Origin of the sequence: Tenacibaculum soleae, from assembly GCF_030549005.1 — a bacterium.
Lineage (GTDB): Bacteria > Bacteroidota > Bacteroidia > Flavobacteriales > Flavobacteriaceae > Polaribacter > Polaribacter soleae.
Genome location: NZ_JAUOSW010000001.1, coordinates 450,415 through 465,532, shown reverse-complemented (window position 1 = coordinate 465,532; position 15,118 = coordinate 450,415). Strand labels below are relative to the sequence as shown.

The 15,118-nt window shown below is 30.3% G+C and carries 10 protein-coding genes; 6 read left to right on the top strand and 4 right to left on the bottom strand.

The features are described from left to right. Positions 1-12: 12 nt before the first annotated feature. Both Q4586_RS02080 and mutY read right to left on the bottom strand, forming a co-directional pair. Positions 13-444, bottom strand: coding sequence for a single-stranded DNA-binding protein (locus tag Q4586_RS02080; protein ID WP_068702167.1), 432 nt, complete (start codon positions 442-444; stop codon positions 13-15). A gap of 39 nt (positions 445-483) precedes the next feature. Continuing rightward, a complete protein-coding gene (gene mutY / locus Q4586_RS02075) occupies positions 484-1,524 on the bottom strand; it encodes an A/G-specific adenine glycosylase (RefSeq protein WP_303525880.1) in 1,041 nt (346 codons plus the stop codon). Positions 1,525-1,743: 219 nt separating this feature from the next. Here mutY and Q4586_RS02070 point away from each other — a divergent pair, with 219 nt between their 5' ends. The 6 genes from Q4586_RS02070 to Q4586_RS02045 all read left to right on the top strand — a co-directional run bounded on the left by Q4586_RS02070 (position 1,744) and on the right by Q4586_RS02045 (position 11,055). Beyond that, positions 1,744-5,070: a SusC/RagA family TonB-linked outer membrane protein gene (locus Q4586_RS02070; protein ID WP_303525877.1), complete on the top strand. Its 3,327-nt coding sequence runs from the start codon at positions 1,744-1,746 to the stop codon at positions 5,068-5,070. A gap of 16 nt (positions 5,071-5,086) precedes the next feature. Continuing rightward, complete coding sequence (locus Q4586_RS02065) at positions 5,087-6,643, top strand: RagB/SusD family nutrient uptake outer membrane protein (protein WP_303525875.1); 1,557 nt, start codon at positions 5,087-5,089, stop codon at positions 6,641-6,643. A gap of 19 nt (positions 6,644-6,662) precedes the next feature. Further along, on the top strand, positions 6,663-7,550 hold the full coding sequence (locus tag Q4586_RS02060; RefSeq protein WP_303525873.1) for a zinc-binding metallopeptidase: 888 nt from the start codon (positions 6,663-6,665) through the stop codon (positions 7,548-7,550). A gap of 6 nt (positions 7,551-7,556) precedes the next feature. Further along, positions 7,557-8,768: a DUF4302 domain-containing protein gene (locus Q4586_RS02055; protein WP_303525871.1), complete on the top strand. Its 1,212-nt coding sequence runs from the start codon at positions 7,557-7,559 to the stop codon at positions 8,766-8,768. A gap of 149 nt (positions 8,769-8,917) precedes the next feature. Next, positions 8,918-9,217 (top strand): HU family DNA-binding protein, encoded by a 300-nt coding sequence (locus Q4586_RS02050; RefSeq protein ID WP_271407060.1) that lies wholly within the window; start codon positions 8,918-8,920, stop codon positions 9,215-9,217. 296 nt (positions 9,218-9,513) lie between these two features. Continuing rightward, positions 9,514-11,055 (top strand): Rne/Rng family ribonuclease, encoded by a 1,542-nt coding sequence (locus tag Q4586_RS02045; protein ID WP_068702154.1) that lies wholly within the window; start codon positions 9,514-9,516, stop codon positions 11,053-11,055. A gap of 56 nt (positions 11,056-11,111) precedes the next feature. On the opposite strand, the gene Q4586_RS02040 is transcribed toward Q4586_RS02045, so the two are convergent. Both Q4586_RS02040 and uvrC read right to left on the bottom strand, forming a co-directional pair. Beyond that, a complete protein-coding gene (locus Q4586_RS02040; RefSeq protein WP_303525870.1) occupies positions 11,112-13,295 on the bottom strand; it encodes a patatin-like phospholipase family protein in 2,184 nt (727 codons plus the stop codon). Next, positions 13,295-15,088 (bottom strand): excinuclease ABC subunit UvrC, encoded by a 1,794-nt coding sequence (gene uvrC, locus Q4586_RS02035; protein WP_303525869.1) that lies wholly within the window; start codon positions 15,086-15,088, stop codon positions 13,295-13,297. The genes Q4586_RS02040 and uvrC overlap by 1 nt, the downstream gene beginning before the upstream one ends. Between the last annotated feature and the right edge of the window lie 30 nt (positions 15,089-15,118).

Below are 15,118 nucleotides of genomic sequence, written 5' to 3'. Positions count from 1 at the left end.
AATTTAATTAAACTAAAATGGTAAATCATCTTCTTTTTGTGGTGTTGCATTAGCAGCATTGGTACTTTGAGACACTTGATTTGTATTAGCAGCATTGGTATTTGGGTCTTTTTTTGTTGATAAGAAAGTCATGTCCTGCACCTGAATTTCGGTTGCATAACGTTTTTGTCCATCAACTTCGTACTGGCGTGTTTTGATACGTCCCTCACAATATACTTTATCGCCTTTAGTTAAATATTTTTCACAAATTTCTGCCAATTTATTTCGCACTACAATATTATGCCACTCTACATTGGTTACTTTTTCACCTGTTTGACGATTTGTATATGTTTCGTTAGTTGCTAGTGGAAAACGACCAATAGCATTTCCTCCCTCAAAATAATGCATTTTTAATTCGTCACCTAAATGCCCTATTAAAATAACTTTATTTATTGTTCCTGCCATGACTTATTTTTTTGTGTAATCTCAAATATACAAAATTTACTATTTGTTATTTATAAAATCATTTAAAAACTTATCAATCAATATTGGTACTGGAAACTCTTTAATATCTTTCCATAAAACTGTTTTTTCAGTTATATTACGTGTTCTTACAATCCAAAATTTTGTGTGTAAATGCTGGTGAGATAGTTTATGAACAATATCTTTTGTGTTAAATAATGACAATGTTGTTTCTGTTGGAAAGAGAGCATAAAAATCTTTGTTTTCAATTAATGCTATTTCTGAAATTGGTTTTTCTGTTTCAATCAACGGAAATTGATATAAGCCTTGCCAAATACCTTTACCTTTTCTTTCTTTAATAATTGTTTCATCATTATCAGTAACAATAACTAAAAAATTAAAATATCGTTTTTTTATTTTTAACTTTTTCTCTTTTACAGGAAGCTCTTTAACTAGTTTTTTAGCTAACGCAACGCAACTCTCAGAAAAAGGACAAGTGTCACATAATGGGTTTTGTGGTTTGCATTGCATTGCTCCAAAATCCATTATTGCTTGATTATAAGTTCCTGGTTGTGACACATCAAGTAAACTTTGTGCTAACTCTTTAAATTCTTTAATTCCTTTTGTAGAATTTATGGGTGTCTTAATTCCGAAATAACGCGCTAAAACACGGTATACATTACCATCAACAACCGCTACTGGCTCATTAAAACATATCGAAGCAATAGCTGAAGCAGTATAATCTCCAACTCCTTTAAGTTTTAACAACTCTTTATAGTTATTGGGGAAAACTCCGTTAAGCTCATTAGCTATATATTTTGCCGTGAAATGCAAATTTCTTGCTCTTGAATAGTATCCTAATCCTTGCCATAGTTTAAGAACCTTGCTTTCTTCTGCTTTTGCTAAGTCGAAAACCGTTTTAAACTCACTAGTAAAGGCCATAAAATAAGGTAATCCTTGCGCCACTCTTGTTTGTTGCAACATAATTTCACTTAACCAAACCATATAAGGATCTTTAGTTTTACGCCAAGGTAAATCTCTTTTATTTTTTAAATACCAGTTTAAGAGGTGATTTTTATCCATGTATAAATTATAACTTTAAAACAAAATTACGATTATTAAATTTTTATTGTTTTGTTAATTTATTTAACTTAATTTTAATAAATTTTTAACTTTAAAGTAGGGTAAACATAAATTAACCTGTTTTAAAGTATTAATAGCAAAAACCAAAACAAGGAAATTCCGTTGCTATAAACAAAACGAAGGAATGACTTACAAATACTAATTCAAATATTTAATTTTATGCACAAAATTACAAAAACACTAATACTGTTTTTTATTTTAGCTTTCCAACTCACTTATGGTCAGGAAAACCTGACTATTACAGGTGTAGTCTCGGATCAAACAGGCCCATTGCCTGGCGTTACTGTTTTAGTTAAAGGTACAACTAGGGGTACTGAAACAGATTTTGACGGTAAATACTCAATTAAAACAAAATTAAAAGAAACACTTGTTTTTAGTTTTGTTGGAATGACAACAACAGAAAAAACAGTTAATTCAGCTGCGTCACTAAATGTTGTTATGACTGAAGATAGTAACCTTTTAGAAGAAGTAGTTGTTACAGGTATAACAGTTACTGATAAAAGATTATTTACAGGGGCTTCTACATCAATAAAAGCAGCAGATGCAAAACTAGATGGGGTTCCTGAAATAAGTAGAGCGCTTGAAGGTAGAGCTGCAGGGGTTACTGTACAAAACGTTTCTGGTACTTTTGGTGCTGCACCTAAAATTAGAATTCGTGGAGCTACTTCTATATATGGTAACTCAAAACCTTTGTGGGTTATTGATGGGGTTGTAATGGAAGATGCTATCGAATTAACTGCAGATGCCCTTTCATCTGGAGATGTAACAACTCTTATTAGTTCTTCTATCGCTGGATTAAACTCAGATGATATTGAAAGTTTTGAAGTTTTAAAAGATGGATCTGCAACTTCTATTTATGGAGCAAGAGCTATGGCTGGGGTTATTGTTATAACAACTAAAAAAGGTAAAGCTGGTGTTAGTTCATTTAACTATACAGGAGAAACAACCTTTAGAATGAGACCTTCATATAATAATTTTAATATTATGAATTCTCAAGAACAGATGTCTGTTTATGAAGAAATGCGAAGAGGAGGATGGTTAAACTATAGTGATGTTGCCAATGCTTCTGAAAGTGGTGTTTATGGTGAAATGTACCAATCATTTAATCAATTAGACAGTAATGGTAATTTTTTAGTTGAAAACTCTCCTGAAGGTAGAGCTGCTTTTCTTAAAAAAGCTGAACTAAGAAACACTGACTGGTTTAAAGAGCTATTTAATGTAAACGCTATGCAAAGTCATTCTATTAATATGTCGTCAGGTACTGATAGAGCAACTTACTACGGTTCTTTAAGTGCTTTAATTGACCCGGGATGGACAAAATCAAGTAAAGTAAATAGGTATACTGCTAACTTTAAATCAATTTTTAAACTAAATGATAAGCTAACATTAAACACTGTTAGTAATGCATCTTTTAGAAAACAAAAAGCTCCTGGTACCTTGTCTCAAGATACAGATGTTGTTACAGGTAAAGTAAAAAGAGATTTTGATATAAACCCATATTCTTTTGCTTTAAATTCTTCAAGATCTTTAGACCCTAAAAAATTCTACACAAGAAATTATGCAGATTTTAATATTCTAAAAGAATTACAAGAAAACTATATTGATGTTAATGTAGCTGATTTAAGATTTCAAGGATTATTAAGCTATAAAATAACTCCTCAAATAGAAGCTAATGTGTTAGGGGCTATAAAGTACCAAACAACATCTCAAGAACACCATTCTACTGAGTTTTCTAATCAGGCAAATGCATTTCGTGCAATGGATAACGCAATTATACGAGGTGCCAACCCTTTCTTATATACTGACCCAGATAACGAGTTTGCAGAACCTATTACTGTTTTACCAGAAGGAGGTATATATAGACGTACAGACTACAGTATGTTCGGTTATGATTTAAGAACTACTTTTTCATATAAAAATGTTTTTAATGAAGACCATACATTAAATTTTTATGCTGGTTCAGAAATTAATTCAGCTGATAGACACAGAACAAATTTTACTGGTTGGGGAATGCAATATTCTTTAGGTGAAGTTCCTTTTTATGCTTACGAATTATTTAAGAAAGGTGTTGAAGAAAATAGCTTATACTATGGTTTAAGCAACACAAAGTATAGAAGTTTAGCTTTCTTTGGAAACGCTACATATTCGTGGAAAAGACGTTATACTATTAACGGTACTTTACGTTATGAAGGAACAAACAAACTTGGTAAAGCTACAAGTTCTAGATGGTTACCTACCTGGAATGTATCTGGAGCATGGAATGCTCATGAAGAAGAGTTTTTCGAAAACTTAAATCCTGTTTTAAATAGATTTACCTTAAGAGCTTCTTACAGTTTAACAGCAGATAGTGGTCCATATTATGTTACTAATTCAATTGTTGATATTAGAAGTGGTAACCCTTGGAGACCTTCTTCTGGAGACAAAGAAAGTTCATTATACATTAACTCACTTGCAAATGGTGAATTAACTTATGAGAAAAAACACGAGTTTAATATTGGTTTTGATGCTAGTTTCCTTGAAGATGACCGCATAAATTTAAGCTTAGATTGGTATACTAGAAATAATTTCGACCTAATTGGTAGAATAAATACTCAAGGAATTGGTGGTGAGTTAACAAAATATGGAAACGTAGCCTCTATGAAATCGAGTGGTCTTGAATTATCTTTATCTACATTAAACGTTAAAACTGAAGATTTTTCTTGGAGATCTAATTTTGTATACTCAAAAACCAAAAACGAAGTAACTGACTTAAATACACAACAAAGAGTTATTGATTTAGTTACAGGTACTGGTTTTGCAAGAGAAGGTTACCCTGTTCGATCTATATTCTCTATACCTTTTGACGGGTTAAACGAACAAGGTTTACCTACGTTTATTGATCAAGATGGTAACAAAACTATAGGAGATTTATATTTCCAAGAAAGAGACAAATTAGACTTTTTAAAGTATTCAGGTTCAGCAGACCCAACTGATGTTGGTAGTTTTGGTAACATCTTCAACTATAAAAACTTAACCTTAAACATCTTTACAACATTCTCATTTGGTAATGTTGTTAGATTAGATCCTGTTTTTAGTAGTTCTTACACTGATTTAAGTTCTTTACCAAGAGAATTTCAAAACAGATGGGTTGCTCCAGGTGATGAAGATCATACAAATGTACCTGTAATTGCAACTACAAGGCATAGATTTAATGTAGGTAACACGGCGTTAGCTACTGCTTATAATGCTTACAATTACTCAGATGTTCGTATTGCAAAAGGAGATTTTGTACGTTTAAAAGAAGTTTCTTTAAAATACAATTTCCCTTCTGATGTTGTAAGTAACCTTAACATTAACAGTTTATCACTTAAGTTACAAGCTACTAACTTATTCTTATTATACGCTGATGATAAGTTGAATGGTCAAGATCCTGAATTTTTAAACTCAGGTGGTGTAGCTAGTCCTTTAGCTAAACAAATTACATTTACATTAAAATTAGGTTTATAATTAAAAAACAATAAAAATGAAAAATAATAAAACAATATTATTCGTTTTATTTCTATTCTCTCTATGCATAACATCATGTGATAATTTCTTAGATGAATTACCTGATAATAGAACAGAATTAGATAATAGCGATAAAATAAGAAAATTATTAGTTTCTGCATATCCATCTACAGGAGAAGCTATTGTAACTGAATTTTCATCTGACAATTTTCAAGATTTAGGAGAAGCAAACCCTGATTGGGATAGAGTACATAAAGAACTTGTTTATTGGGAAGATGTTTCTGAAAATGATAATGATGGCCCAAATTCAGTTTGGGAAGGTTGCTATTCTGCTATTGCTGCAGCAAATGAAGCATTAGCCTCTATAAATAAAATTGGAGGAACTTCTTTAAATGCTGAAAAAGGAGAAGCTTTAGTAGCAAGAGCTTATGCTCACTTTGTATTGGTTAATGTTTTTAGTAAACATTATAATGAAACTTCTAGTAATACAGATTTAGGTATACCTTATCTAGAGTCTCCTGAAATTTTACTTGACCCTAAATATGAAAGGGGTACAGTAAAAGAAGTATATGAAAAAATAAACAGAGACTTAGAAGCAGGTTTACCACTTATTGATGATAATATTTATGAAGTATCAAAATATCATTTTAACACTAAAGCTGCTTATGCATTTGCTGCTAGATTTAACTTGTACTACCAGAAATGGGAAAAAGCAAGAGATTATGCTACAGCTGTTGTTACACAAGCACCTTTAGGCCTTTTAAGGAATTGGGAAGCTCAAGGTTTAGTTACATCTGATCAAGATCCACGTACGAGGGCTTATTTTTCTGATAATAGTACATTATTAAATATAACCTCTGGTTCAAATGCTGGTTTAATTTATGGAGGATATCGTATTGTTACACGTTTCAACCATACTCGTTTTATCGCTGACAATGAAACAATGTATGCCCCTTTACCTTGGAGTAATGCTGTATCTACAGCTGACTACCACTATAGACCAGCTAATTATACAGCTACAAATTTTGATAAAGTTGTATTAATGAAGTTACCATTTATCTTTGAATATACTGATGTTGTTGCGGGTATTGGGTATAGAAGAACCGTACATTCTCCTTTTACAACCGACGAAACATTATTAGTAAGAGCCGAAGCAAACGTTATGCTAAATAATTATGATGAAGCTATGAGTGATTTAAACACTTGGTCTAAAAACTTCTTTAAAAACAAAGAAACTACTGTTGCTGGTGTTAATACTTTTTACAATGGAATGGCATACTCTTCAGAGGCTGCTCCTACACAAAAGAAAACGTTAAGCCCTAAATTCTCAATTAGTGCAGGAACACAAGAAAACATGTTACATTATACACTTCAATGTAGACGTATTTTAACAATACACGATGGTTTAAGATGGTTTGATATTAAGCGATATGGTATAAGCGTACCTCGTTATATTTCTGATTTATCAGGAGGAATAAGTGTGGCTGATGTTCTTAGTGTAAATGACCAACGTAAGGCTGTTCAATTACCTGCCGATGTAATTGCTGCTGGATTAACTCCTAACCCTAGATAAAATTTAATTACATATAATTATGAAAAAAATAAAATATATAATACTTATCTGTATAATCTCAATGATTGCTTTTAGTAATTGTCAAGAATCAGATGTGCCAGACCCAAGTAAAAGTGTTATTAAGGTTGATAATGAAAATCAAAATCAATTTGATATCTTTTTAAAAAGAGAATTTGTAGCTCCGTATAATGTTGAGTTACTTTATAAATTACCAGATATTGAAACAAACCTTAATAACTATGTAGTACCATCTGACTATAACCAGTCTATTAAAATGGCAAACCTTATAAAGTATTTAGCGTTTGAACCATATACTAAAGTAGTATCTCAAGAATTTATGCAAAAGTACTTTCCTAAAATGATTGTACTAGTTGGTTCAGGTGCGTATAATAACAACGGTACCGTAATTTTAGGAACTGCTGAAGGTGGATTAAAAATAACATTATATGATATAAATAACATGGATGTTACTGATATTGATAATTTAAATGATCGTTATTTTAGAACTATATATCATGAATTTTCTCATATTTTGCACCAAAACATTCCTTATACTAGAGATTTTAATCAAATAACTTCAGCTGATTATGTTCAAGATGAATGGAATAGATATTGGCCATCTAATGGAGTAACGTCACTTGAAAAAGGCTTTATAAGTGATTATGCAAGTAAATCACCTGATGAAGATTTTGTTGAATTAATTGCTCATTACATGACAAAACCACAATCTGAATGGGATACAATAATAACTAATGCTGGTGCAGGAGGGGCTATTATTACTCAAAAAATAACAATTGTAAAAAGTTATTTACAAAGTAGCTGGAGTATTGACTTAGATACTTTACGTGATGAAGTTCTTTTAAGACAAAATAATTTAGATAGTCAAGATCTTGATAACATAAACTAAAAAGACATGAAAAAAAATATAATAAAAAACTTATTATTTATAGCAATAGCAATCATTACTACTGCTTGTAATAATGATAATTTTGAATCAACGTTTAATGAAACACCTTCTGCAAGAGTTGAAAAAGTAATGAATGAGTACTCTGATTTACTATCTTCTTCTGAAAATGGATGGATTATTGAATATTACCCTGAAAGAAATCAAGTTTATGGAGGTTTCAATTATGCTGTAAAATTTGACGCCGCTAAAGCAGCAATAGTTTCTTATGAAGGGGCTGATGATATTACAAAGACAGAATCTTCAACTTATGATATAATTGCTTCAGGTGGACCAGTGTTAACCTTTAACACTTATAACAAATACATGCATGAATTTGCTAATCCAAGCTTTAGTGAATACCAAGCCAAGCAAGGTGATTATGAATTTTATTTAACATCGAAAGATGATAATACAATCACTATACAAGGTATTAAATCAGGTAATACAATGCGTATGATAAAACTTGATGAAACACCTGAGGTATATTTGACGAAAGTTACTGATGTTAAAAACTATATTAATGGTACTAGTGGTGTAATCGTTATTGATGGGTCTAATTATAGTGTAGCTTTAAATAATCTTCACTTATCTTTATCTATAACTGAAGATGAGGCCTACAATATGGCTTACAATTTTACTGACAAAGGTATAAGATTATATAAACCTATAACTGTAGATGGAAACGAAGTAATCGAATTTACTTTAGACAAAGATAAAAATCAATTAATATCATTAGATGGCAATACCATTATTGAGCTTATAAAATCTCCAATTGATTTTAGTAATATTTATGTAAATCTTGCAACTTCAACATTTTACTCGAATACATTCTTAGCCGCATTTAATACAGCACAAACAATTCAAGCTGGTCAGTTTGGTGGTGCTTACCCTTTACAGAATATTATTAGATTTGGTGGTGCAAACCCAAGATTAATTTTTGACATAAGAGGTCCAATTGGTGCTCATGAGCTAAAGTTTTCAGGAATATTAGGTGATCCAACTGGATTATCAATTGACAAAGGTTCTCCAAGTACCAACTGGGGTTTATTACCTCATTTTACGCCAATGTTAAATTTAATCGTTGATAACTCACCATATAATACGCAGGAATTAGCTGCTAATACATATAGGATAGAAAGTAAAAATGACCCAAGTTTTTGGTTTATAATAACTCAATAATAATATAAATTTTTATTTTAAAAACCGAGATTTAATAGATCTCGGTTTTTTTAGTTCTAATTGTGTTTTTTTATTTTTCATATTAACTTTTTGGAATAGATATAATTATCATATATTTGCACCCTCATTTCAAAAAACAAATATCAAATATATATAGAATGACAAAAGCAGATATCGTATCTAAGATTTCAGATAAGAGTGGAATTGAAAAAGCAGATGTTTTAGCAACTGTTGAAGCGTTTATGGACGAGGTAAAAGATGCATTAGAGAGCGGAGATAATGTATATTTAAGAGGTTTTGGTAGTTTTATTATCAAAACTAGGGCAGAAAAAACTGGTAGAAATATTTCTAAAAATACAACTATTAAGATTCCTGCTCATAACATTCCAGCTTTTAAACCATCAAAAGTGTTTACAGAGGGTGTTAAAACTAAAGTATCTGTAAAATAATAAAATTATTAACCAAAGGTCTTTACTAATAAAGACTTTATAAAACATTTTTAATTATGCCAAGCGGTAAAAAAAGAAAGAGAGCAAAAATCTCTACACACAAAAGAAAGAAAAGAGCAAGAGCAAATCGTCATAAGAAAAAGTAAGCTAACGCTTACTTTTTCGTTGCTTTTATAGCTTATTAAGTTCATTGACATTAAGGTTTTAACACCTTAAAACGGTATAAAAATTATACCTGTTTACAAATTTTAATCCGTCTTCGTAAAAATTTACGTTGGCACAAAACTATATTCAGAATGAAAACAGAATTAATAATTCGTTCAAATTCTTCTGATATTGATTTCGCCTTACTAAGAGATGGTAGACTTATTGAATTAAACAAAGAAACAAGCGATAACAAGTTTTCAGTCGGTGATGTTTTTCTAGCCAAAATAGGAAAAGTATTAACGGGTTTAAATGCCGCTTTTGTAAATGTTGGGTATCCTAAAGATGGTTTTTTACATTATCATGATTTAGGTCCACAAGTACAATCTTTAAATAAATTCATTAAAAAAGTAAGCACAGGTAATTATAAAGAATTCACTTTAAAAAACTTTCGTCCAGAAAAGGATATTAACAAAGACGGAAGTATTAATGATGTACTAAAATCAGGTCAAAATTTATTAGTACAAATTGTAAAAGAACCAATATCTACCAAAGGTCCGCGTATTAGCTCGGAACTATCAATAGCTGGTAGGTTTTTAGTTTTAGTTCCTTTTTCTAATAGAGTTTCTGTATCTCAAAAAATAGCAGATCCGAAAGAAAAAGAACGTTTAAAAAAATTAGCAAAAAGTATCAAACCAAAAGGGTTTGGACTTATTTTACGTACTGTTGCCCAAGGTAAAAAGGTAGCAGAACTAGATAAAGATTTACAAAATTCACTTGATCGTTGGAAAAAAATGTGCAATAGTATTGCAAATCAAAATACCCCAACAAAAATATTAAGTGAGTTGAACAGAGCATCTTCTATTTTAAGAGATGTAATGAACGATTCTTTTACAAGTATTGTAACCAACGATGAAGATTTAATGATTGAAATCAAAGAATATTTACAAGAAATATCTCCTGACAAGGAAAATATTGTAAAACTTCATAAAGCTGACACTCCAATTTTTGAAAAATATGGTATCGAGCGCCAGATAAAAACATCGTTTGGTAAAACAGTTTCTATGAGTAAAGGTGCATATTTAGTTATTGAACACACCGAAGCTTTGCATGTTATTGATGTAAATAGTGGTAATCGCTCAAATAAAGCTTTAAGCCAAGAAGAAACTGCTTTAGAAGTCAATCTAATTTCTGCCACAGAAATAGCACGTCAATTACAATTACGTGATATGGGAGGAATTATAGTTGTTGATTTTATTGATATGAAGACTACTGAAAACAGACAGAAATTATATCAGCATTTAAAAGATGCAATGTCTTTAGATCGTACTAAACATAAAATATTGCCTCCGAGTAAATTTGGTTTAGTACAAATTACAAGACAGCGTGTACGACCTGAATTAGAAATAAAAACACGCGAACCAAACCCAAATAAAAATGGAGAAGTTGAGGCTCCTATTGTTTTAATAGACAAAATGGAAGCTGAATTAGAACGCATATTAAATAGTAATAAAGAATACAAGGAGATAACATTAAACGTACACCCTTTTATAGCTGCTTATTTAACTAAAGGCGTAAACTCTATTCGTTTTAAATGGTTTGTACAACACAAAAAGTGGATTAAAATATTACCTAGAGATGCTTACCAATACTTACAGTATAAATTCTTTTTAAAAAAGAATAAAAGTAAGTAAGGCAATCTTATTATGAAATAAAAACCCGTTTCAAAAGAAACGGGTTTTTTTATGCCCTAAAACCAAAATCCCATATTAAATAACCAGTATTTTTCATTATGGTCTGGCGACCAACTATATTTTAATTCAACTGGGCCTAAAAATGTTTCAACACTATAACCTAAAGCATATCCTGATTTTACATCATCAAAAATATCCTTTAAAATATTTTCTTCTACACGAGCATAATTAGCAATAAAAACAGCATGATGCTTAGGGTATACCTGATATCTGAAATTGAAAATGGTTTTTAAATACGATTGATTAATCAAATCACCTGTATCATAACCATAAAAAGAGGTGAAATTATTAATATAGTTTTTATTGTAACCTCCCAATCTGTAATCAAAAATCTGTGATGATTTTTTACCTAAAGTAAATCCAATCTCACTTGTTTGCTGAAGTGTTAACTTATTAAAAAAACTAGTTACAAAACCTAAAGTTCCTTCAACTTGAGAAAATTGATGAAACGAATCACTGTCATCTATTAATAAATCAATATTATTATTTCTATCAGACCATAAATACCATTTAAAACCAACATCTGCATAAAACCCTTTTGTTGGAAACATTTTTTTATCGTAAGTATCAAATTTTAAAAAAGAATATGCATTTATATAATTACTTTTGTCAAAGAAAACTTCTTTACCATTTGATAAAATATTATCTGAACTTAAACTAACATGTTTATTTTCAACCCCTATACCAAATGCAAATTTTTCATTAATAGTTGTTTGAAAATATATAGCATTAGTAAAATCAGTATAATTAACATTTATTAAATTTTCTTCATGTAAAAAACCACTTGTAAACCTATTATAACGTGATTTAAAACCATAACTAGGTAGTAAACCATTATCTATAAAATAATCTAAATTATAACGTAATCTATCACCCAAACCTACATCAAAAGACAACTCATCATTTTGTGTTAGTAATTTTTTATGCGTGTAATTTAATAATGCTGCCGATTTATATAACAAATCATAATGTAACCCTATTTTAAAATAAGAATGAATTTTTTCTTCCTTGACGATAAGTTCTAACTTTTTGCCTTGAAAGGATTTTTTTAGATGATAATTAATTCGATTAAAATTCTTGGTTGCGGTTAGTTTATTAATTTTTTTAGAAACTTGTTTGTACGAAACACTATCACCTTCTTCAAGTTGTAATTTTCCTAAAATGTAATTTTTAGTATAATTTTTATTTCCTTTGATAACAATTCTATCTACCAAAAACCTTTTTTCTTTTATTTCGTTTTTAATTCGTTCATTTTTAAATATTTGTAATTTAGCAATACTATCAAAAACACTTGAAAATTCTTGTGCATTCTTTACACCTTCTTCAATTATTTCATTTTTCTTATCAAACGATATAACGCTATAATCTAAAATATCGGGATTAAGATAAACATCTAAAATATCAATTTGTTTATCAATATTTTTATACATCTGAAAATTTACTATTTGCATCAACACTGAAGCAACTGAAGACAGTTCTTCTTCTTTCATTAATTTTCCTTGAACATTAACGCCAATAATAATATCTACCTTTTTCTTTTTCATTATATCAACAGGAAAGTTGTTTACCACCCCTCCATCTACTAACAATTTACCATCAATTTCAACAGGGGTTAATAATGATGGAAACGCTGCGCTAGCCCTTAATGCCAAAGGTAAAGAACCTTCATTTAAAACAACTTCATTACCAGTAACAATATCTGTTCCAATACAATAAAACGGTATTGGCAGTTTAGAAAAATTGGTGATATTATCAACAGGTGCTAATAGCTCTGTTAAATAATTTAAAACATTTTGACCTTTTGATAATCCTAAAGGAAGACCAATTTTACCCTCTTTTATTGGTAATGAAATCGCATATTTTTCTCCATTTGTTTTGGTAAAAAAAGGTCTATCACTTCTATCAACTTTATCTTGTATTAACTTCATAAAGTCAATATCTAAAATGATATCTTCAATCTGTTTCGCAGAATAACCCGAGGCATATAACCCTCCAATAATGGCCCCCATACTAGTACCACCAATATAATCTACATGTACTCCAGATCTTTCAAGTTCTTTTAAAACCCCCAAATGAGCAAATCCTTTGGCTCCACCTCCACTTAAAACTAAACCAACTTTAGGTGAGTTTTGAGCCCATGTAAATACCGTAAACAATAATAGTATAAGCAACTTTTTCATTATTTTTCTTTTTGATAAAATTCATGTATTTTTTTTGCTCTTGAAAAACCGACTGTTTCTTTTAATTCTTCAAATGTAGCTTCTTTTACTCTTTTAGCAGACTTAAATTTACGCAATAAATTGGTAATAGTTTGCTTACCAATATCCGGAATTTGTTCTAACTCAGACTGGATAGCACTTTTACTTCGTTTATTTCTGTGCAAGGTAATTCCGAAACGATGGGCTTCATTTCTTAAAAACTGAATTATTTTTAAACTTTCTGATTTTTTATCTAAATATAACGGTACAGAATCTCCTGGATAGTAAATTTCTTCCAGGCGTTTTGCAATACCAATAATGGCAATTTTACCTCGCAAACCTAAAAGATCTAAACTTTTTAATGCTGATGATAATTGTCCTTTTCCTCCATCAATAACAATTAATTGTGGTAATGGTTGCTTTTCTTCCAACAAACGCCTGTAACGACGAAAAACAACCTCTTCCATCGATGCAAAATCGTCAGGCCCTTCAACTGTTTTAATATTATAATGACGGTATTCTTTTTTACTCGGTTTTCCGTCTTTAAAAACCACACAGGCTGCTACAGGATTGGTTCCTTGAATATTCGAATTATCAAAACACTCTATATGACGTGGCTCTTCATGTAAACGTAAATCTTTTTGCATTTGACTCATGATTCTTTTCACATGACGATCTGGATCTACAATTTTTATTTGCTTAAACTGCTCCATACGATAATACTTCGCATTTCTTTCTGATAATTCAACGATTCGCTTTTTATCTCCTAATTTAGGTACGGTCACTTTTATTTGCTCTCCTAAATTAACTTTAAAAGGCACATAAACTTCTCTTGACAACGAGTTAAATCGGTTACGCGTTTCTACAATAAACAACTCTAACAATTGTTTATCAGTTTCTTCTAATTTCTTTTTTATTTCAGTGGTGTATGATTGCACGATTGCGCCATTCATTACTTTAAAAAAGTTTGCATAACCGTGAGTTTCATCAGAAATAATAGAAAAAACATCTACATTATTAATTGATGGATTTATAATGGTAGATTTCGCCTGATAGTTTTGTAGAGAATCAAGTTTTTCTTTTATTTTTTGTGCCTCTTCAAATTTCATATCCGAAGCAAAATCTAGCATTATATTCTTTAAATGCTGTAAACTCTCTTTAAAATTACCTTTTAATATACCTCTTACAGCTTTAATACTTTCTTGGTAATTATCTTCAGTTTGATTCCCTTCGCAAGGACCTTTACAATTACCTAAATGATATTCGAGACATAATTTATATTTACCTGCCGCTACTTTCGACTTACTTAAATCATACTTACAAGTTCTTAGCGGATATAATTCTTTTATTAAATCTAATAAAGCATATACTGTTTTTGTGTTTGTGTAAGGTCCAAAATATTCAGAGCCGTCCTTTATGACTCTTCTGGTTGAAAATATTCTTGGAAAACGTTCTTTTTTAATACATATCCAGGGGTAAGACTTATCGTCTTTTAATAAAATATTATAACGTGGTTTGTATTTCTTTATCAGGTTATTTTCTAACAGTAAAGCATCTGTTTCTGTATCAACAACAACATGTTCAATACGAACAATTTTTCTAACTAAAATACGAGTTTTAGCAATTTCATGGTTTTTGTTAAAATAAGAAGAGACTCTTTTTTTTAAATCTTTTGCCTTACCAACATAAATAATCACATCTTCTTTATCAAAATATTGATAAACACCAGGCGAATTAGGTAAGGTTTTTACTTGAAGTTCTAATGAAGTTGGCATACAACGAAAATACAATTTTATAAAGATATT

Bases quoted from the DNA above. Each gene is read 5' to 3' on its own strand.
- Q4586_RS02060 (WP_303525873.1), top strand. From the start codon at position 6,663: ATGAAAAAAATAAAATATATAATACTTATCTGTATAATCTCAATGATT.
- Q4586_RS02040 (WP_303525870.1), bottom strand. From the start codon at position 13,295: ATGAAAAAGTTGCTTATACTATTATTGTTTACGGTATTTACATGGGCT.
- uvrC (WP_303525869.1), bottom strand. From the start codon at position 15,088: ATGCCAACTTCATTAGAACTTCAAGTAAAAACCTTACCTAATTCGCCT.
- Q4586_RS02065 (WP_303525875.1), top strand. From the start codon at position 5,087: ATGAAAAATAATAAAACAATATTATTCGTTTTATTTCTATTCTCTCTA.
- mutY (WP_303525880.1), bottom strand. From the start codon at position 1,524: ATGGATAAAAATCACCTCTTAAACTGGTATTTAAAAAATAAAAGAGAT.
- Q4586_RS02045 (WP_068702154.1), top strand. From the start codon at position 9,514: ATGAAAACAGAATTAATAATTCGTTCAAATTCTTCTGATATTGATTTC.
- Q4586_RS02055 (WP_303525871.1), top strand. From the start codon at position 7,557: ATGAAAAAAAATATAATAAAAAACTTATTATTTATAGCAATAGCAATC.
- Q4586_RS02080 (WP_068702167.1), bottom strand. From the start codon at position 444: ATGGCAGGAACAATAAATAAAGTTATTTTAATAGGGCATTTAGGTGAC.
- Q4586_RS02070 (WP_303525877.1), top strand. From the start codon at position 1,744: ATGCACAAAATTACAAAAACACTAATACTGTTTTTTATTTTAGCTTTC.